General features: G+C 62.1%; 17 protein-coding genes. 15 read left to right on the forward strand and 2 right to left on the reverse strand.

Annotation, left to right across the window (positions count from 1 at the left end; all coding sequences use genetic code 11):
• Positions 1-294: 294 nt before the first annotated feature.
• The 4 genes from L3N39_RS15290 (at position 295) to fliS (ending at position 3,920) form a co-directional block, all read left to right on the forward strand.
• Positions 295-1,476, forward strand: a complete 1,182-nt coding sequence (locus tag L3N39_RS15290; protein ID WP_237258321.1) for a flagellin — start codon at positions 295-297, stop codon at positions 1,474-1,476.
• 56 nt (positions 1,477-1,532) lie between these two features.
• Entirely contained in the window at positions 1,533-1,883 is a 351-nt protein-coding gene (locus L3N39_RS15295; protein WP_237258322.1) for a flagellar protein FlaG, read from the forward strand.
• 79 nt (positions 1,884-1,962) lie between these two features.
• Entirely contained in the window at positions 1,963-3,411 is a 1,449-nt protein-coding gene (fliD, locus tag L3N39_RS15300; protein ID WP_237258323.1) for a flagellar filament capping protein FliD, read from the forward strand.
• Positions 3,412-3,533: 122 nt separating this feature from the next.
• Complete coding sequence (gene fliS, locus L3N39_RS15305) at positions 3,534-3,920, forward strand: flagellar export chaperone FliS (protein WP_224109755.1); 387 nt, start codon at positions 3,534-3,536, stop codon at positions 3,918-3,920.
• 126 nt (positions 3,921-4,046) lie between these two features.
• On the opposite strand, the gene L3N39_RS15310 is transcribed toward fliS, so the two are convergent.
• Entirely contained in the window at positions 4,047-4,328 is a 282-nt protein-coding gene (locus L3N39_RS15310) for a pyrimidine/purine nucleoside phosphorylase (protein WP_237258324.1), read from the reverse strand.
• A gap of 201 nt (positions 4,329-4,529) precedes the next feature.
• Between L3N39_RS15310 and L3N39_RS15315 the strand changes: the two genes are divergently transcribed.
• Together L3N39_RS15315 and L3N39_RS15320 are read left to right on the forward strand one after the other, a co-directional pair.
• A complete protein-coding gene (locus tag L3N39_RS15315; RefSeq protein WP_237258325.1) occupies positions 4,530-4,781 on the forward strand; it encodes a YkgJ family cysteine cluster protein in 252 nt (83 codons plus the stop codon).
• 33 nt (positions 4,782-4,814) lie between these two features.
• The gene (locus L3N39_RS15320; RefSeq protein WP_431978035.1) at positions 4,815-5,423 is read left to right on the forward strand and encodes an START domain-containing protein; all 609 of its coding nucleotides are present in this window, start codon (positions 4,815-4,817) and stop codon (positions 5,421-5,423) included.
• Positions 5,424-5,601: 178 nt separating this feature from the next.
• Here L3N39_RS15320 and gltA read toward each other — a convergent pair whose 3' ends face one another.
• Positions 5,602-6,876, reverse strand: coding sequence for a citrate synthase (gene gltA, locus L3N39_RS15325; RefSeq protein ID WP_237258326.1), 1,275 nt, complete (start codon positions 6,874-6,876; stop codon positions 5,602-5,604).
• A 359-nt stretch (positions 6,877-7,235) separates the two neighbouring features.
• On the opposite strand from gltA, the gene sdhC reads away from it, so the two are divergent.
• The 9 genes from sdhC (at position 7,236) to sucD (ending at position 18,626) form a co-directional block, all read left to right on the forward strand.
• Positions 7,236-7,610, forward strand: a complete 375-nt coding sequence (sdhC, locus tag L3N39_RS15330; protein ID WP_237258327.1) for a succinate dehydrogenase, cytochrome b556 subunit — start codon at positions 7,236-7,238, stop codon at positions 7,608-7,610.
• Positions 7,604-7,972 (forward strand): succinate dehydrogenase, hydrophobic membrane anchor protein, encoded by a 369-nt coding sequence (sdhD, locus tag L3N39_RS15335; RefSeq protein WP_237258328.1) that lies wholly within the window; start codon positions 7,604-7,606, stop codon positions 7,970-7,972. Before sdhC ends, sdhD begins: the two co-directional genes overlap by 7 nt.
• A gap of 3 nt (positions 7,973-7,975) precedes the next feature.
• On the forward strand, positions 7,976-9,748 hold the full coding sequence (gene sdhA, locus L3N39_RS15340; RefSeq protein ID WP_237258329.1) for a succinate dehydrogenase flavoprotein subunit: 1,773 nt from the start codon (positions 7,976-7,978) through the stop codon (positions 9,746-9,748).
• A gap of 10 nt (positions 9,749-9,758) precedes the next feature.
• Positions 9,759-10,463: a succinate dehydrogenase iron-sulfur subunit gene (locus tag L3N39_RS15345; RefSeq protein WP_237258330.1), complete on the forward strand. Its 705-nt coding sequence runs from the start codon at positions 9,759-9,761 to the stop codon at positions 10,461-10,463.
• A gap of 279 nt (positions 10,464-10,742) precedes the next feature.
• On the forward strand, positions 10,743-13,571 hold the full coding sequence (locus L3N39_RS15350; RefSeq protein WP_237258331.1) for a 2-oxoglutarate dehydrogenase E1 component: 2,829 nt from the start codon (positions 10,743-10,745) through the stop codon (positions 13,569-13,571).
• Positions 13,572-13,640: 69 nt separating this feature from the next.
• Positions 13,641-14,861, forward strand: coding sequence for a 2-oxoglutarate dehydrogenase complex dihydrolipoyllysine-residue succinyltransferase (gene odhB / locus L3N39_RS15355; RefSeq protein ID WP_237258332.1), 1,221 nt, complete (start codon positions 13,641-13,643; stop codon positions 14,859-14,861).
• A 92-nt stretch (positions 14,862-14,953) separates the two neighbouring features.
• Positions 14,954-16,390 carry a dihydrolipoyl dehydrogenase gene (gene lpdA / locus L3N39_RS15360; RefSeq protein ID WP_237258333.1) on the forward strand — a complete coding sequence of 479 codons (1,437 nt, stop codon included), beginning with the start codon at positions 14,954-14,956 and terminating at the stop codon, positions 16,388-16,390.
• A gap of 182 nt (positions 16,391-16,572) precedes the next feature.
• Positions 16,573-17,742 (forward strand): ADP-forming succinate--CoA ligase subunit beta, encoded by a 1,170-nt coding sequence (sucC, locus tag L3N39_RS15365; RefSeq protein WP_237258334.1) that lies wholly within the window; start codon positions 16,573-16,575, stop codon positions 17,740-17,742.
• Positions 17,739-18,626, forward strand: coding sequence for a succinate--CoA ligase subunit alpha (gene sucD / locus L3N39_RS15370; RefSeq protein WP_237258335.1), 888 nt, complete (start codon positions 17,739-17,741; stop codon positions 18,624-18,626). Before sucC ends, sucD begins: the two co-directional genes overlap by 4 nt.
• Positions 18,627-18,884: the final 258 nt, after the last annotated feature.

Consider the following 18,884-nt stretch of genomic DNA (forward strand, 5'->3'; position numbering starts at 1 on the left):
TCAGCACTCAACGATCTTCCTTCCTGCCACCTAAGCAAACCGCTTCCGCCATCTCCCTAAAGTTTTCCCCGCTCCACCCGAAAAACTGGTCAAGCAAGTCCGCAGTACGGATGCGCTGGCGTAGCGGTGGTGCGGTACCGGGCCCACGAAAAAATTCGAACCTGCCCTAAAGCCAACCCAAACGGCGCCGATAAAAGGAAAGAATGCGAACTCGATGGGTGCCTGGGCACAAGCCGGCCCGGAGTCGCAAGCTCAGGCAACCCTAAGTAACTAGCGCCTTTGGAGGCAAAAACCATGGCTCTTACCGTCAATACCAACATCCCTTCGCTGAATACCCAGCGTAACCTGAACAGCTCGTCCAATGCGCTGGCCACCTCCATGCAGCGCCTGTCCACCGGTAGCCGCATCAACAGCGCCAAGGACGACGCCGCCGGCCTGCAGATCGCCAACCGTCTGACCAGCCAGATTAATGGTCTGGGTGTGGCTGTGCGTAACGCCAACGACGGTATCTCCCTGGCTCAAACTGCCGAAGGCGCTCTGCAGCAGTCCACCAACATTCTGCAGCGTATGCGCGACCTTTCCCTGCAGTCTGCCAACGGCTCGAACAGTGATTCCGAGCGTGATGCACTGAACTCGGAAGTGGGTCAGCTGAAGAAAGAGCTCGATCGAATCAGTAACACCACCACGTTCGGCGGTCGGAAATTGCTAGACGGCGATTTTGGAGTAGCAAGTTTCCAAGTTGGCTCTGCTGCGAACGAAATTATTAGCGTCAGTATTGACGAGATGAGCTCTAAATCTCTTGAGGGTACGTTCTTCGAGGGTACTTCTGCTGCTGCCGTTGGCGTCCCTGCTGCTCCTGCAGAAGTTGTTGCTGGTGACGTTACGTTGACCGTTACCTTATCTGATACATCTACCGTAGATATCACAGCCACTATGAAAGGTGGCGAAACAGCTAAGGAAGCGGCGGATAAGATCGCTGCCGCAGTTAATGATGCCAACATCGGCATCGGAGCGTTTGTGAATAGTTCCAATGAGATCGAATATGTTTCCAAGGCTGATGCTGATGGAGCTAGCCTTCTGACTTCGATCACGTTTGCTGATACCGACACTACCGGCGTGACTGGCGGTGGGGCGGTAGCGACCATGACCGAAGCGACCGCAAATACGGTTAACGAGATTGACATCACTACTTCGAAAGGTGCTCAGTCTGCAGTTTTGGTAATTGATGACGCTATTAAGGCGATTGATGCGCAGCGCGCCGACCTCGGTGCCGTGCAGAACCGCTTCGACAACACCATCGCCAACCTGCAGAGCATCTCCGAGAACGTCTCCGCCGCCCGCGGTCGTATCGAAGACACTGACTTCGCTGCTGAAACCGCGAACCTGAGCAAGAACCAGATCCTCCAGCAGGCCGGTACCGCGATCCTGGCCCAGGCCAAGCAGCTGCCGCAGGCTGTTCTCAGCCTCCTGCAGTAATCGAGGCGCAATGATGGGGCAGCTTGCTGCCCCATCGATTCATTGAGAGGTGAATCATGGACGTCGCAAGAGTAGCGGTTGGTTCCCTTGCGTCATCCTCGCCGGTCAGTACGAAACCCAGTCCCCTTGCGGAGGCTGGGTTTTCGTCGTTCGTAGAGGCTGACAAGGTTGCTGGACCGATCAGAAAAGTCGAGGTTGGCGAGGCGGTCGAGCGCATCCGTTCGCAGGTGCAGAGCCTGCAGCGCGATCTGAATTTCAGCGTGGACGATTCCACCGGCGAGCTGGTGGTCCGGGTAGTCGATGGCGATTCCGGCAAGGTGGTGCGACAGATTCCCTCCGAGGACATCCTGCGCCTGGCCGAGCGCCTGGACGAAATGCGTAGTTTGCTGTTCGAGGCCAAGGCCTGACGGGCACGTTTCTTGTTTGATTTTTGGGATTGTTCGATCGGATCGTTCGATCCTGTGGTTTTCTTGACGAGGTGAAGCTATGGCGGGCGTAACAGGCATCGGTTCGGGCATCGATATCGACAGCATCGTGGCCAGCATGGTGGCTGCCGAGCGTGCGCCTAAGGAAACCCAGCTGGCGACCCTGGAAAAGAAGACCACGACGCAGATCACCGCCATCGGTGCGCTGAAAAGCGCGATCAGCGAATTCCAGACGGCGCTGGGTGCGCTGAACAAGCCTGAGTTGTTCCAGGCGCGTTCGGCAACTTCGAGCAAAGCGGAGCTGGTTGGCGTTACAGCCGGTACCACGGCTGGCGCAGGTCGCTACCAGGTCGAGGTCAAGGCGCTGGCAACCAGCAGCAAGGTCGCGCTGGCTGCGGTGAACAATCCGGCGGATGCGCCGGCCCGGTTCGCGACCGGGACGCTCGAGATAGCCTTGGGTGTGCCGGGTGATCCGCCGGGCCAGGAGTCGTTCTCCGTCACTATCGATGACAGCAACAACACACTTGCCGGCATGCGCGACGCCATCAACACGGCAGGCAAGGACATGGGGGTGAGTGCCACCATCGTCACAGATGAGTTCGGTTCGCGACTCGTCCTCAGCAGCAGCAAGACGGGCGCCGGACGTGATCTCAGCGTCACCGGTACGGATTCCACACCGCCTCAGGGTGGCCAGCTGAGCCTGTCGACCCTGACCTTCGACGGCATGGTCTCGGGTACCGGCGCGGATGCTCGCATCCTGGCCTCGGCGCAGAGCGCGGAGCTGTATATCGATGGCTTGAAGATCATCAGTGAAAGCAACGCGGTGACCGGCGCCATCGAGGGCGTCACCCTCGATCTGAAGGCCAAGACAGTGGCGAACGAGCCCTTGACGATCGATATCGCCGAGGACAAGGCAGGCGTCAAGAAACAGATCCAGTCCTTCGTCGACAGCTACAACAAGCTGATCGGCGTGATCAATGCGCAGACCAAGGTCACCACGGTGGGGGATGACAAGGCGCCGGTGACCGGCGCCCTGGTAGGCGACGCCACGGCACGCAACCTGCTCAATACGATCCGCAACGAACTGGTCAACGTCCGCGGCGACGGCTCACTGCGTGCACTGACCGATCTCGGCATCACCACGCAGAAGGACGGCACCCTCGCCATCGACAGCACCAAGCTGGACAAGGCGATGGCCAGCAACTTCGCGGATTTGCCGGCGCTGTTCACCGGCGATCAGGGGCTCGCCGCGCGCCTGGATGGCAAGCTCAAGCCCTATACCGAGACCGGGGGCATCCTCGAGCAGCGCAACAAGGCCATGACCGAGACGATCTCCAAGATCGATGACCAGAAGGAGGACCTGGCGCGCCGCATCGCATCGCTTCAGGAGCGCCTGTACAAGCAGTTCAACGCGATGGACCAGTTGGTCGGGCAACTGACCAATACCTCCAACAGCCTTCTCGCTTCGCTGGAGAACCTGCCTTGGGCGGCGAACAACTCGAAAAAGTGACCGGGCTTGGCCCTGGCCCTGGAAACCGCCTTCGGGCGGTTTTTTGTTGGGCGCACAGCTCAAGTATCGGGGGCGCGGACCGATAAAAGAGCATGCGATTGATGTGGTGAGGGGATCATCCAATGAATGCGATGGCAGCAATGCGGCAGTACCAGCAGGTTGGCGTGAAGGCGCAGGTCACCGAGGCCGATCCGCACCGCCTGATCCAGATGCTGATGCAGGGCGGGCTCGATCGGATTGCCCAGGCTCGCGGGGCGATGCTGCGCGAGGCCTATGCCGACAAGGGCGTGCTGATCGGCAAGGCGATCAATATCATCGGCGGCCTGCGTGATGTGCTGGACAAGAACGTGGGTGGCGAGCTGGCCGACAACCTGGAGCGGCTGTACGACTACATGACGATGCGTCTGTTCGAGGCCAGCCGTCACAACGACGTCGCCAGGCTCGATGAGGTTGCGACCCTGCTGGGCGAGATCAAGGGTGCCTGGGACGAGATTTCGCCGAAAGATTGATCTGCAGCATACGCCGGGTGACACCGCGGCGGTTGCGGCAGCTTAGATACCGCCTCTGCGCACCGAGTCGCGCGAGGAAGACAAAGCGCTGGCCCAGGCTGGCGCTTTGTCTTTCCGGCATGCGGCTCAGCGGTACTCGCAGAGGTAGGCGGTGTCGGTGGCGACTTTCAGCTGGAACTTGCTGTTGGCAGGTACCGTGAAGCTGGAGCCGGCGGCGAAGGTCTGGAAGCCTTCAGCTCCGGGCAGTTGGACGTCCAGGCTGCCTGCAACCACGTGCATCACTTCCAGCTGGCTGGTGCCGAACTCGTATTCGCCCGGCGCCATCACGCCGACGGTGGCCGGCCCTGCTGCCATATCGAAGGCAATGGATTTGACGGTGCCGTCGAAGTATTCGTTGACCTTGAACATGCTGACTACCTTGCATGGGTGGAAAAGGGTCGCCAGTATGCCCAAGCGATTCAATGCCGTCACCTGGCCGGGCCGTGGCGCCTGGGGCGCAATGCCTGCACACCGGTTTGGGCGGCTTCAAAGTAAAGAATGGTCAGGCCTTGATGATCTCGTTGTGACTGTCTTTTATCATTCCGCTCCCGATTCGAGCGTGGGTCTGTAATGGAGTGTCGTCCTGGCTGTGGTGCTTGCTGTATAGCACCTTCGATCAGCTCTCCGATCCCGGGCATGCCACGGGGCAAGCCGGCCGGTCAGCGCTGCCTTCATCTTTCCGAGCAATCGCTCTGCCTGCTGTTCGGTAACCCCCTGCGGCCTGCCGTATGCGCTGCGTTCAAGCCGGATCCAGACATCTGTGGCGCTGACCAGGCCGCTGCCGTGCGCATTCTTGGCTGGCTGGAACAGGCCACCGCCTGATCGTCCAATCTCATATCTGGAAAGGGAAGGGCTATGAAGCGAACGAGCTGTTTGGCAATCGGTGCCTTGTCGATGCTGGCGATGGCGGTCCAGGCTGCGCCTGCCGGATGGGAGCTGGCCAAGGAAGAGGATGGCATCAAGGTCTATCTCCAGGCCGTCCCGGGCTCCAAGTACAAGGCCTATCGCGGTGAGGTGACCATGCGCACCGATGTCGCGACCCTACGGAAGCTGCAGGATGACGTTGGCAGCGCCTGCGCCTGGATTCATGAATGCAAGGAGCAGAAGCTGCTGGAGCGCAAGGCCGACCAGGCCATTACCTATACGCGCTTCAATACACCCTGGCCGGTGACGCCGCGCGATTCGGTGGTCCGGATAACCGAGCGGGCGCTCGTCGGGGCGGGAGTACGTCGTGACCTGGAAGGGCTCCCACAGTATCTCCCGGAAGAAGAAGGCTTCGTACGGGTCAGCCAGGTGGAGGGCTTCTGGGAGATGACGCCGCAGCCAGACGGACAGGTCGAGGTGATCTATCAGGTGCATACCGAGCCGGGCGGCAGCGTGCCATCCTGGCTGGCCAACAAGTTCGTGGTCGAGGCTCCGTTCAATACCTTGCGCGGGCTGCGCGAGCGGGCGGAGCAGCGCTGAGCGGGCGTGGCTGTCGAGCGACGCCGGTGAGGGTGGGTATAGCGCGGGCTTTGGCCAATGCGCCGGCGGCTCAACACCCGAGCCAGTTGGCGTAGCCTTCGGCTGGGGTGCGTCATGCGAACCACGTAAAAAAAGGAAGGCTGCCCAGGGCAGCCTTCCTTTTATATAGCGACGGTTATCAGCGCGTCAGGTCGCGCTTGGCCGGGCCGGTGTACAGCTGGCGCGGACGACCGATCTTCTGGCCGGAGGCGATCATTTCCTTCCAGTGCGAGATCCAGCCGACAGTCCGCGACATGGCGAAGATGACGGTGAACATGCTGGTCGGAATGCCGATGGCCTTCAGGATGATGCCCGAGTAGAAGTCGACGTTCGGATACAGGTTGCGCTCGGCGAAGTAGGGGTCGCTCAGGGCGATCTCTTCCAGCTTCATCGCCAGTTCCAGCTGCGGGTCGTTGATGCCCAGCTCGCCCAGCACCTCGTCGCAGGTCTGCTTCATGACCTTGGCGCGCGGGTCGAAGTTCTTGTACACGCGGTGGCCGAAGCCCATCAGCTTGAACGGATCGTTCTTGTCCTTGGCCTTGGCCAGGAACTTCTCAATGTTGGATACGTCGCCGATCTCGTCCAGCATGGTGAGTACGGCTTCGTTGGCGCCACCGTGAGCCGGACCCCACAGCGCGGCGATGCCGGCGGCGATACAGGCGAACGGGTTGGCACCGGTCGAGCCTGCCAGGCGGACGGTGGAGGTGGAGGCGTTCTGCTCGTGATCGGCGTGCAGGATGAAGATGCGATCCATGGCCTTGGCCAACACCGGGCTGATCGGCTTAACCTCGGCCGGGGTGTTGAACATCATGTGCAGGAAGTTTTCTGCGTAGTTCAGGTCGTTGCGCGGATACATCAGCGGCTGACCCATCGAGTACTTGTAGACCATCGCGGCGATGGTCGGCATCTTCGCGATCAGGCGATGTGCAGAGATCTCGCGGTGCTGGGCGTTATTGATGTCCAGCGAGTCGTGATAGAAGGCGGAGAGCGCGCCGACGATGCCGCACATCACGGCCATCGGGTGAGCGTCGCGGCGGAAGCCGTTGAGGAAGGTCTTCAGCTGCTCGTGGACAATGGTGTGGTTCTTGATGGTGTCGACGAACTTGGCCTTCTGCTCGACCGTCGGCAGCTCGCCGTTGAGCAGCAGGTAGCAGGTTTCCAGGTAGTCGGATTTCTCGGCCAGCTGCTCGATCGGGTAGCCGCGATGCAGCAGGATGCCCTGGTCGCCGTCGATGTAGGTGATCTTGGATTCGCAAGAGGCGGTGGACATGAAGCCCGGGTCGAAGGTGAAGTGACCCGTGGAGGTCCCCAGGCTTCGTACATCTATAACGTCAGGCCCTACGGTGCCGGAATAAACGGGCAGTTCGACGGGGGCGGCGCCCTCGATGATCAACTGCGCTTTCTTGTCAGCCATGCATGGCCTCCTGTTTTGTGCTTGGAATCATCATGGCCCCCCACGCAGGGCCCGCATCACTATAGTGTGATAAATCGCAAAGTCAATTTGCGCCGAGCCTCGCTGCAAAGGGCTTCCTGGGTGACTGTGCAGCGTTGGGACGACTGTTTACGGCATTTGTTTGGGGGTCGCCATCAGCCTTTAGTGGCACTTCACCACATTGTGCTTAGTGACCTAACTGTTTATACTCCGGCACCGACCGGCAGGGGCCTTACAGGTGAGATTCTGTAGGTTGTCACTCGTGGGTAGCGGGTACTGCTGCGTACTCTTCCCAACAACTTTGCCCTGCGCTCTGGGGCTCTCAAGTGTGAAAAGAAGCCGTGAAAAGCCAACGACCTGTAAACCTAGATCTTAGGACAATAAAACTCCCAATCACTGCTTACACGTCGATTCTCCACCGTGTATCCGGTGTCATCCTGTTCATCGGTATCGCGCTCATGCTGCTCGCGCTCGATGCGTCGCTGTCTTCGCCAGAAGGCTTCGACGAGGTGCGAGCCTACCTGGGCAGTCCGCTGGCCAAGCTGATCGTCTGGGCATTGCTGTCGGCGCTGCTCTACCACCTGGTGGCCGGTATTCGCCATCTGGTGATGGACACCGGGCATGGCGAGACGCTCGAGGGCGGCAAGCTGGGCTCGAAAATCGTCATCGTCGTTTCTGCGGTACTGATCGTCTTGGCGGGAGTGTGGATATGGTAACCAACGTCACTAACTTCTCGCGTTCAGGTCTGTACGACTGGATGGCGCAGCGTGTGTCGGCAGTCGTGCTGGCGGCTTATTTTCTGTTTCTCCTCGGATACCTGGTTGCAAACCCAGGGCTGGAGTTCGCCCAGTGGCGCGAGCTGTTCTCGGCTACCTGGATGCGCATCTTCAGCCTGCTGGCGCTGGTTTCCCTGAGCGTTCATGCGTGGGTCGGCATGTGGACGATTTCCACTGACTACCTGACCAACATGGCGATCGGTCGCTGGGCTACCGGTGTGCGTTTCCTGTTCCAGGCGGTGTGTGGCATTGCCATGTTCACCTTCTTCGTCTGGGGCGTACAGATTCTGTGGGGTATCTGATTCATGGCTAACATTCGTACGCTTTCCTTCGATGCCATCATCGTCGGTGGTGGCGGCGCCGGCATGCGCGCTGCGCTGCAGTTGTCCCAGTCCGGCCACAAGACCGCTGTGGTGACCAAGGTCTTCCCGACTCGTTCGCACACCGTTTCCGCCCAGGGTGGCATCACCTGCGCCATCGCCTCGGCCGACCCGAACGACGATTGGCGCTGGCACATGTACGACACCGTCAAGGGCTCCGACTACATCGGTGACCAGGACGCCATCGAGTACATGTGTTCCGTCGGCCCCGAGGCGGTCTTCGAGCTCGAGCACATGGGCCTGCCGTTCTCCCGTACCGAAACCGGCCGCATCTACCAGCGTCCGTTCGGTGGCCAGTCCAAGGACTACGGCAAGGGTGGCCAGGCTGCGCGTACCTGCGCCGCGGCCGACCGTACCGGCCACGCACTGCTGCACACCCTTTATCAGGGCAACCTGAAGAACGACACCACGTTCCTCAACGAGTGGTATGCCGTCGACCTGGTGAAGAACCAGGATGGTGCCGTCGTGGGTGTCATCGCCATCTGCATCGAGAATGGCGAGACCGTCTACATCCGCTCCAAGGCCACCGTTCTGGCCACCGGCGGTGCCGGTCGCATCTACGCCTCGACTACCAATGCCCTGATCAATACCGGTGACGGCGTGGGCATGGCCCTGCGTGCCGGCGTGCCGGTGCAGGACATCGAGATGTGGCAGTTCCACCCGACCGGCATCGCCGGCGCCGGTGTTCTGGTCACCGAAGGCTGCCGCGGCGAGGGTGGCTACCTGATCAACAAGCATGGCGAGCGCTTCATGGAGCGTTACGCGCCGAACGCAAAGGACCTGGCCGGTCGCGACGTGGTTGCACGCTCGATGGTCAAGGAAATCCTGGCGGGCAACGGCTGTGGCCCGGATGGCGACCACGTGATGCTGAAGCTGGACCACCTGGGCGAGGAAGTGCTGCACAGCCGCCTGCCGGGTATCTGCGAACTGTCCAAGACCTTCGCCCACGTCGACCCGGTTACCGCACCGGTACCGGTCGTGCCGACCTGCCACTACATGATGGGCGGCATCGCCACCAACATCCATGGTCAGGCGATCACCCAGGATGCCAACGGCAACGACAAGATCATCGACGGCCTGTTCGCGGTCGGCGAGGTGGCTTGCGTATCCGTGCACGGTGCCAACCGTCTGGGTGGCAACTCGCTGCTGGACCTCGTGGTGTTCGGTCGCGCGGCCGGCCTGCATCTGGAAAAGGCACTCAAGGAAGGTATCGAGCATCGCGGTGCCAGCGAGACCGACCTGGATGTTGCCCTGGCGCGTCTGGCAGGCGTCAACGAGCGTACCACCGGCGAAGACGTGGCCCCGCTGCGCAAGGAACTGCAGAACTGCATGCAGAACTACTTCGGCGTGTTCCGTACCGGCGAGTACATGCAGAAGGGCATCGCCCAGCTGTCCGACCTGCGCCAGCGCATTGCCAGCGTCAAGATCGCCGACAAGAGCCAGGCGTTCAACACCGCACGCATCGAAGCGCTCGAGCTGCAGAACCTGCTCGAGGTTGCCGAAGCGACCGCGGTCGCGGCCGAGGCGCGCAAGGAATCGCGTGGCGCCCATGCTCGCGAGGATTTCGAAGAGCGTGATGACGAGAACTGGCTGTGCCACACCCTGTACTTCCCCGGCGAGAAGCGGGTAGGCAAGCGTGCCGTGAACTTCGCTCCGAAGACCGTTCCGGCGTTCGAGCCGAAGGTCCGGACTTACTGAGGCCACCGATATGTTGCAAGTGAGTGTTTATCGCTACAACCCGGAGCAGGACGAGAAGCCCTTCATGCAGGACTTCCAGGTCAATACCGACGGGAAAGACCTGATGATTCTCGATGTCCTGGCTCTGATCAAGGAACAGGACCAGGGTTTCTCGTATCGTCGCTCCTGCCGCGAAGGCGTTTGTGGCTCCGATGGCATGAACATCAACGGCAAGAACGGCCTGGCCTGCATCACGCCGCTGTCGGCGGTGGTCAAGGGCAACAAGCTGGTGATTCGCCCGCTGCCGGGTCTGCCGGTCATTCGTGACTTGGTGGTCGATATGGGCATCTTCTATAAGCAGTACGAGAAAGTCCGCCCGTATCTGATGAACGATACGCCGGCTCCGGCTATCGAACGACTGCAAAGTCCGGAAGACCGCGAGAAGCTGGATGGTCTGTACGAGTGCATCCTGTGCGCCTGCTGCTCGACCAGCTGCCCGTCCTTCTGGTGGAACCCTGACAAGTTCCTCGGTCCTGCTGCACTGCTGCAAGCCTATCGCTTCCTGGCAGACAGCCGTGACACCGAGACGGAGAATCGTCTGGCTGCCCTGGACGATCCGTTCAGCGTGTTCCGTTGCCGCGGCATCATGAACTGCGTCAGTGTCTGCCCGAAAGGGTTGAACCCGACCAAGGCCATCGGCCACGTTCGCAACATGCTGCTGCAAAGCGCCACCTGAGGTGGTCGGGGGAAGGAGTGGTGCAGCCTGCCGCTCCAAACTCCTGCGTTACCCGTGACACCTGCGGCGCCGAGACTAGGCGCCGCAGTCTTAGTAGGAATCCCAGCCCAAAAAGCCGGGATTTCACTTTTGAAAATTTGATGACCAGCAGGAGCATCCGGGGAACCGGAACTATCTGCGCGGTCCGTAGTGGCTTTACCTGAGTCGCTGCTCCAGAACTTGGGAAGTCATGCTGCGGTCTCCACGCTGGTGGTGTCTCCTTATCGAAGGTGACCAGACATGCAAGAAAGCGTAATGCAGCGCATGTGGGACAGCGCGCACCTATCCGGTGGTAACGCTGCCTATGTGGAAGAGCTTTACGAGCTCTATCTGCACGACCCCAACGCTGTGCCCGAAGAATGGCGCAACTACTTCCAGAGGCTGCCATCGAGCACCGGTGCAGCGGACGTGTCGCATTCGACTGTTCGCGATCATTTTGTGCTGCTGGCGAAGAACCAGCGCCGCGCGCAGCCCGTTTCTGCCGGCGCAGTCAGCAGTGAGCATGAAAAGAGGCAGGTGGAAGTCCTGCGCTTGATCCAGGCCTATCGCCTGCGCGGCCACCAGGCTGCCCAGCTCGATCCGCTCGGCCTGCAACAGCGTCCCAGTCCGGCGGACCTGTCGATCCATAACTACGGCCTGACCGACGCCGACCTTGATACGGTGTTCCGTACCGGCGACCTGTCGATCGGCAAGGATCAGGCAACTCTCCGTGAAATCGTTCAGGCGCTGCAAGAGACATATTGCCGCACCATCGGCGCCGAATTCGCCCATATCGTCGATTCCGAGCAACGCAACTGGTTCATCCAGCGCCTCGAGAGCGTGCGTGGCCGTCCGCAGTTCTCCGCCGAGCTGCGTGGCCACCTGCTCGAGCGCCTGACCGCTGCCGAAGGCCTGGAAAAGTACCTGGGCACCAAGTATCCGGGAACCAAGCGTTTCGGTCTCGAAGGTGGCGAAAGCCTCATCCCGCTGCTTGATGAGCTGATCCAGCGCTCCGGCTCCTACGGCGTGAAGGAAGTCGTTATCGGCATGGCCCACCGCGGTCGCCTGAACGTGCTGGTCAACACCCTGGGCAAGAACCCGCGCGACCTGTTCGACGAGTTCGAAGGCAAGAAGGTCGAGGGCCTGAGCTCGGGCGACGTGAAGTACCACCAGGGCTTCTCCTCCAACGTGATGACCCCTGGTGGCGAAATCCACCTGGCCATGGCGTTCAACCCGTCGCACCTGGAGATCGTCTCGCCGGTAGTCGAGGGTTCGGTACGTGCCCGCCAGGATCGCCGCAAGGATCCGATCGGCGACAAGGTGATGCCGATCACCATCCACGGTGACGCGGCATTCGCCGGGCAGGGCGTGGTCATGGAGACATTCCAGATGTCCCAGACCCGCGCCTACAAGACCGGCGGCACCATCCGCATCGTGGTCAACAACCAGGTCGGCTTCACTACCAGCAAGCAGGAAGATGCTCGTTCCACCGAGTACTCCACCGACGTCGCCAAGATGATCCAGGCGCCGATCTTCCACGTGAATGCCGATGACCCGGAAGCGGTACTGTTCGTCAGCCAGCTGGCCGTTGACTACCGCATGCAGTTCAAGCGCGACATCGTCATCGACCTGGTGTGCTACCGCCGTCGCGGCCACAACGAGGCCGACGAGCCGAGCGGCACCCAGCCGCTGATGTACCAGAAGATCGCCAAGCAGCGCACCACTCGCGACCACTACGCCGATGCGCTGATTGCCGCCGGCGTGCTGAGCGCTGACGAGGTGCAGGCTCGCGTGGACGAGTACCGCCAGGCGCTGGACAACGGCCTGCACGTGGTCAAGAGCCTGGTCAAGGAGCCGAACCCCGAGCTGTTCGTCGACTGGCGCCCCTACCTTGGGCATGCCTGGACGGCCCGTCACGACACCAGCTTCGATCTGAAGACGCTGCAGGAACTGTCCGGCAAGCTGCTGCAGGTCCCGGAAGGTTTCGTCGTGCAGCGCCAGGTCTCCAAGATCCTCGAAGACCGCACGAAGATGGCCGCCGGTGCGATGCCCATCAACTGGGGCTTCGCCGAGACCATGGCCTACGCCACCCTGCTGTTCGAAGGCCACCCGGTGCGCATCACCGGCCAGGACGTCGGCCGCGGCACCTTCTCGCACCGCCATGCGGCGCTGCACAACCAGAAGGATGGCTCGACCTACATCCCGCTGCAGCACCTGTACCAGCAGCAGCCGGACTTCACCCTGTACGACTCCTTCCTCTCGGAAGAAGCCGTGCTGGCGTTCGAATACGGTTATGCGACCACCACGCCGAACGCGCTGGTGATCTGGGAAGCGCAGTTCGGCGACTTCGCCAACGGTGCCCAGGTAGTGATGGACCAGTTCATCAGCAGCGGCGAGGCCAAGTGGGGGCGTCTGTGTGGCCTGACCATGCTGTTGCCGCACGGCTACGAAGGGCAGGGGCCGGAGCACTCCTCGGCTCGCCTGGAGCGCTACCTGCAGCTGTGCGCCGAGCACAACATCCAGGTTTGCGTGCCGTCGACACCGGCGCAGGTCTACCACATGCTGCGTCGCCAGGCGATCCGTCCGCTGCGCAAGCCGCTGGTTGCCCTGACGCCCAAGTCGCTGCTGCGTCACAAGCTGGCCGTCTCCACGCTCGAGGAACTGACCCAGGGTTCGTTCCAGACCGTGCTGCCGGAGATCGATCCGATCGATCCGGCGAAGGTCGAGCGCGTGGTCATGTGCAGCGGCAAGGTGTACTACGATCTGCTGGAGAAGCGTCGCAACGAAGGTCGCGAAGACATCGCCATCGTCCGGATCGAACAGCTGTATCCGTTCCCGGAAGACGACCTGGCTGAAGTCCTGGCGCCGTACCAGAACCTCAAGCACATCGTCTGGTGCCAGGAAGAGCCGATGAACCAGGGCGCCTGGTACTGCAGCCAGCACCACATGCGGCGTGTCGCCACTGCGCACCGGAAGGAGCTGTTCCTCCAGTACGCGGGCCGCGAGGCATCTGCGGCCCCGGCGGTCGGTTACGCATCCATGCACGCCGAGCAACAGGAAAAGCTGCTCCAGGATGCCTTCACCGTTTAAACCCCAGCTGCAAGAGGCCGCGCGATGCGCGGCCTCGACGTAGACAACGAATCAATAGGACCCCTGATAATGGCTATCGAGATCAAAGCCCCTACTTTCCCGGAATCCGTTGCGGACGGCACCGTCGCCACCTGGCACAAAAAGCCTGGCGATGCCGTCAAGCGTGACGAGCTGATCGTCGACATCGAGACCGACAAGGTGGTCATGGAAGTGCTCGCCGAGGCCGATGGCGTGCTCAGCGAAATCGTCAAGAACGAAGGCGACACCGTGCTCAGTGGCGAACTGCTGGGCAAGCTCGAGGCCGGCGCTACCGTCGCTGCAGCCCCGGCTGCCGCTCCTGCCGCCCCAGCCCAGGCGCCTGCCGCTGCTGCCGCCGAATCCGCCGAGGAGCCGATCCTGGCGCCGGCTGCGCGCAAGCTGGCCGAAGAGAACGGCATCGACCCGAACAGCGTTCGTGGTACTGGCAAGGATGGCCGCGTGACCAAGGAAGACGTGGTTGCCGCCATCGAAGCCAAGAAGTCCGCGCCGGCCGCTGCTGCCAAGCCGGCTGCTCCGGCTGCCGCGGCTCCGATCTTCGCCGCCGGTGACCGCGTCGAGAAGCGCGTGCCGATGACCCGCCTGCGTGCCAAGGTCGCCGAGCGCCTGGTCGAAGCCCAGTCCTCCATGGCCATGCTGACCACCTTCAACGAGGTCAACATGAAGCCGATCATGGAGCTGCGCGCCAAGTACAAGGACCTCTTCGAGAAGACCCACAACGGCGTGCGCCTGGGCTTCATGTCCTTCTTCGTCAAGGCTGCCGTCGAAGCGCTCAAGCGCCAGCCGGGGGTCAACGCGTCCATCGATGGCAACGACATCGTCTACCACGGCTATCAGGACATCGGCGTGGCCGTGTCCAGCGACCGCGGCCTGGTCGTACCGGTGCTGCGTAACGCCGAGCGCATGGGCCTGGCAGAGATCGAGGGTGGGATCAACGAATTCGGCAAGAAGGCCAAGGCCGGCAAGCTGACCATCGAAGAGATGACCGGCGGCACCTTCACCATCTCCAACGGCGGTGTGTTCGGTTCGCTGCTGTCGACGCCGATCGTCAACCCGCCGCAGACCGCTATCCTCGGCATGCACAAGATCCAGGAGCGCCCGATGGCCGTGAACGGCCAGGTCGTGATCCTGCCGATGATGTACCTGGCCCTGTCCTACGATCACCGTTTGATCGATGGCAAGGAAGCGGTAACCTTCCTGGTCACCATGAAGGACCTGCTGGAAGATCCGGCTCGCCTGCTGCTGGACATCTGACAAGGCAGCCACGGGCGGTGGGCGGTTCGCTGGTAGCAGCGCCGCCCACGGCTCGTGGCTTTTCGTTTGCCGCTTAGAAAAGAGGATTGGTAATGAGCGAGAAATTCGACGTCATCGTCATCGGCGCAGGCCCTGGCGGCTATGTGGCCGCGATTCGTGCAGCACAGCTGGGTCTGAAGACCGCGTGCATCGAGAAGTACAAGGGCAAGGACGGCAAGCTCGCACTCGGCGGAACCTGCCTGAACGTGGGTTGCATCCCCTCCAAGGCCCTGCTGGACAGCTCCTACAAGTTCCACGAGGCGCACGAGAGCTTCAACGTGCACGGCATCTCGACTGGCGAAGTCAAGATGGACGTGCCGACCATGGTCGCGCGCAAGGACCAGATCGTTAAGAACCTCACCGGCGGCGTATCGGCGCTGCTGAAGGCCAACGGCGTCACCGTCTTCGAAGGTCACGGCAAGCTGCTGGCCGGCAAGCAGGTCGAAGTCACCGGTGCCGACGGCGCCCTGCAGACCCTGGCTGCGGAGAACGTGATCCTCGCCTCGGGTTCCACCCCGGTGAACATTCCGCCGGCTCCGGTGGACCAGAACATCATCGTCGACTCCACCGGCGCACTGGACTTCCAGAGCGTCCCGGGCAAGCTCGGCGTGATCGGCGCGGGCGTCATCGGCCTGGAGCTCGGTTCGGTCTGGGCACGCCTGGGCGCCGAGGTTACCGTCATCGAGGCGATGGACAAGTTCCTGCCGGCGGCTGACGAGCAGATCGCCAAGGAAGCCTTCAAGGTGCTTTCCAAGCAGGGCCTGAACATCCTGCTGGGCGCTCGCGTCACCGGCTCGGAGATCAAGGGAGAGCAGGTCACCGTCAGCTTCACCAACGCCGAAGGCGAGCAGCAGCTGACCTTCGACAAGCTGATCGTGGCGGTCGGTCGTCGTCCGGTCACCTCCGACCTGCTGGCTGCCGACGCCGGTGTCGACATGGACGAGCGTGGCTTCATCTTCGTCGACGACCAGTGCGCCACCAGCGTGCCGGGCGTGTATGCCATCGGTGACGTGGTGCGTGGCGCGATGCTGGCGCACAAGGCCTCGGAAGAGGGCGTGATGGTTGCCGAGCGCATCGCCGGCCACAAGACCCAGATGAACTACGACCTGATCCCGTCGGTCATCTACACCCACCCGGAAATCGCCTGGGTCGGCAAGTCCGAGCAGGCGCTCAAGGCCGAAGGCGTGGAAGTGAACGTCGGCGTATTCCCGTTCGCGGCCAGCGGTCGCGCCATGGCGGCGAACGACACCGCCGGTCTGGTCAAGGTCATCGCCGATGCCAAGACCGATCGCGTGCTCGGTGTGCACGTGATGGGCCCGGCGGCAGCCGAGCTGGTCCAGCAGGGCGCCATCGGCATGGAATTCGGCACCAGTGCCGAAGACCTCGGCATGATGGTCTTCTCGCACCCGACCATGTCCGAAGCCCTCCACGAGGCTGCACTGGCAGTCAATGGCCACGCCATTCACATCGCCAATCGCAAGAAGCGCTAAGCGCTCCTCGTGATCAAGAAAGCCCGGCCTGTTTTCGAACACGCCGGGCTTTTCTTTGACTAAAGTAGAATGTTTTCATTAGCACGACAGGTCCTTGAAAGGTATCGGCGATAGTTTTCAGGGACTTGCAAGGGGGCAGGCGTCGTCCTGCCGGAAAGCGGTACTGACCAACGGTAAGAAGCATGAATCTTCACGAGTACCAAGGTAAGCAGTTGTTCGCAGAGTATGGGTTGCCGGTGTCGAAAGGCTACGCAGTCGACAGCCCGAAGGAGGCCGCTGAGGCCTGCGACAAGATTGGCGGCACCGAATGGGTGGTCAAGGCCCAGGTTCATGCCGGTGGGCGTGGCAAGGCCGGCGGGGTGAAGCTGGTGCGCAGCAAGGACGAGGCCCGTGCCTTCGCCCAGCAGTGGCTGGACAAGCGCCTGGTGACCTATCAGACCGATGCCAATGGCCAGCCGGTCAGCAAGATCCTGGTCGAGGCCGCCACCGAGATCGACAAGGAGCTCTACCTGGGTGCAGTGGTGGATCGCGCGAGCCGTCGGGTCGTGTTCATGGCGTCCACCGAAGGCGGCGTCGATATCGAGAAGGTCGCCCACGACACGCCGGAGAAGATTCTCAAGGCCACCATCGACCCGCTGGTCGGTGCGCAGCCGTTCCAGGCCCGCGAGCTGGCGTTCCAGCTGGGTCTCAAGGGCGATCAGGTCAAGCAGTTCGTGCACATCTTCGTCGGTCTTGCGCAGCTGTTCCAGGACTACGACCTGGCGCTGCTCGAAGTCAATCCGCTGGTGATCAAGAAAGACGGCAACCTGCACTGCCTGGATGCCAAGCTCAACATCGACAGCAACGCCATCTACCGCCAGCCCAAGCTGCGCGACATGGCCGACCCGTCCCAGGATGACCCGCGCGAGGCGCACGCCGCCAAGTGGGAGCTCAACTACGTGGCGCTGGACGGCAACATCGGCTGCATGGTCAACGGCGCCGGCCTGGCCATGGGCACCATGGACATCGTCAACCTGCACGGCGGCAAGCCGGCCAACTTCCTCGACGTCGGCGGTGGCGCCACCGAGGAGCGGGTGACCGAGGCGTTCAAGATCATCCTCTCCGACAGCAACGTCGCGGCGGTGCTGGTGAACATCTTCGGCGGTATCGTGCGTTGCGACATGATCGCCGAAGGCATCATCGGCGCGGTACGCGAGGTCGGCGTCAAGGTACCCGTGGTCGTCCGCCTGGAGGGCAACAATGCCGAGCTGGGCGCGAAGATGCTGAGCGAAAGCGGGCTGAACATCATCGGGGCGCAGAGCCTGACCGATGCGGCCATTCAGGTAGTCAAAGCCGCGGAGGGCAAGCAATGAGCGTCCTGATCAACAAAGACACCAAGGTCATCTGCCAGGGCTTCACCGGTTCGCAGGGCACCTTCCACTCCGAGCAGGCGATCGCCTACGGTACCCGCATGGTCGGCGGCGTGACGCCGGGCAAGGGCGGTTCGCTGCACCTTGGCCTGCCGGTGTTCAACACGGTCAAGGAAGCGGTCGAGGCCACGGGCGCGGACGCCTCGGTTATCTACGTGCCGGCCCCCTTCTGCAAGGATTCGATCCTCGAGGCGGCCTTCGGTGGCATCAAGCTGATCGTCTGCATCACCGAAGGCATCCCGACGCTGGACATGCTCGAGGTGAAGATGAAGTGTGACGAGCTCGGCGTGCGCCTGATCGGGCCGAACTGCCCCGGCGTGATCACGCCCGGCGAGTGCAAGATCGGCATCCAGCCCGGCCATATCCACCAGCCGGGCAAGGTCGGCATCGTCTCGCGCTCCGGCACCCTGACCTACGAGGCGGTCAAGCAGACCACCGACGCCGGCTTCGGCCAGTCCACCTGCGTGGGCATCGGCGGTGACCCGATCCCCGGTTCGACCTTCATCGACATCCTCGAGCTGTTCCAGAACGACGCGCAGACCGAGGCGATCGTCATGATCGGTGAGATCGGCGGCTCGGCAGAAGAGGAGGCCGCGGCCTATATCAAGGCCCACGTCACCAAGCCGGTGGTGTCCTACATCGCCGGTGTCACGGCTCCGCCCGGCAAGCGCATGGGCCATGCCGGCGCGATCATCTCCGGCGGCAAGGGCACGGCCGACGAGAAGTTCGCCGCCCTGCAGGACGCCGGCGTGCGCACCGTGCGCTCGCTCGCCGATATCGGCAAGGCGCTGGCCGAAGTCACCGGCTGGGAAATGAAAGGCGCCTGATCGACGCCTGGAAAAAGAAGGCCACCTGCGGGTGGCCTTTTCGTTTCATTGCGACAAACCGGTCGGCATCGTCGGCGAATCGTGGCATCATTCGCGCCCCATCACGGCGCAGTCTTCACGAGGGATGCGCGCCGCCGCAGGGCCTGGCTCAACCGGCCGGGTGACATTTCCCTTACCCCTGGAGAAATCGCCCACTCTTCCCCTTACGTCGTCGATCGAGGATCGCGCTGCGCACGTGCGCGGCGGCGGCGTTCCTGT

Origin of the sequence: Pseudomonas oligotrophica (assembly GCF_021726475.1) — a bacterium.
Taxonomy (GTDB): Bacteria; Pseudomonadota; Gammaproteobacteria; order Pseudomonadales; family Pseudomonadaceae; genus Stutzerimonas; species Stutzerimonas oligotrophica.

What these genes read in the sequence shown, in the direction of transcription:
- L3N39_RS15290 (WP_237258321.1), top strand. Translation starts at nt 295, where the DNA reads ATGGCTCTTACCGTCAATACCAACATCCCTTCGCTGAATACCCAGCGT.
- L3N39_RS15295 (WP_237258322.1), top strand. Translation starts at nt 1,533, where the DNA reads ATGGACGTCGCAAGAGTAGCGGTTGGTTCCCTTGCGTCATCCTCGCCG.
- fliD (WP_237258323.1), top strand. Translation starts at nt 1,963, where the DNA reads ATGGCGGGCGTAACAGGCATCGGTTCGGGCATCGATATCGACAGCATC.
- fliS (WP_224109755.1), top strand. Translation starts at nt 3,534, where the DNA reads ATGAATGCGATGGCAGCAATGCGGCAGTACCAGCAGGTTGGCGTGAAG.
- L3N39_RS15310 (WP_237258324.1), bottom strand. Translation starts at nt 4,328, where the DNA reads ATGTTCAAGGTCAACGAATACTTCGACGGCACCGTCAAATCCATTGCC.
- L3N39_RS15315 (WP_237258325.1), top strand. Translation starts at nt 4,530, where the DNA reads ATGGAGTGTCGTCCTGGCTGTGGTGCTTGCTGTATAGCACCTTCGATC.
- L3N39_RS15320 (WP_431978035.1), top strand. Translation starts at nt 4,815, where the DNA reads ATGAAGCGAACGAGCTGTTTGGCAATCGGTGCCTTGTCGATGCTGGCG.
- gltA (WP_237258326.1), bottom strand. Translation starts at nt 6,876, where the DNA reads ATGGCTGACAAGAAAGCGCAGTTGATCATCGAGGGCGCCGCCCCCGTC.
- sdhD (WP_237258328.1), top strand. Translation starts at nt 7,604, where the DNA reads ATGGTAACCAACGTCACTAACTTCTCGCGTTCAGGTCTGTACGACTGG.
- sdhA (WP_237258329.1), top strand. Translation starts at nt 7,976, where the DNA reads ATGGCTAACATTCGTACGCTTTCCTTCGATGCCATCATCGTCGGTGGT.
- L3N39_RS15345 (WP_237258330.1), top strand. Translation starts at nt 9,759, where the DNA reads ATGTTGCAAGTGAGTGTTTATCGCTACAACCCGGAGCAGGACGAGAAG.
- L3N39_RS15350 (WP_237258331.1), top strand. Translation starts at nt 10,743, where the DNA reads ATGCAAGAAAGCGTAATGCAGCGCATGTGGGACAGCGCGCACCTATCC.
- odhB (WP_237258332.1), top strand. Translation starts at nt 13,641, where the DNA reads ATGGCTATCGAGATCAAAGCCCCTACTTTCCCGGAATCCGTTGCGGAC.
- lpdA (WP_237258333.1), top strand. Translation starts at nt 14,954, where the DNA reads ATGAGCGAGAAATTCGACGTCATCGTCATCGGCGCAGGCCCTGGCGGC.
- sucC (WP_237258334.1), top strand. Translation starts at nt 16,573, where the DNA reads ATGAATCTTCACGAGTACCAAGGTAAGCAGTTGTTCGCAGAGTATGGG.
- sucD (WP_237258335.1), top strand. Translation starts at nt 17,739, where the DNA reads ATGAGCGTCCTGATCAACAAAGACACCAAGGTCATCTGCCAGGGCTTC.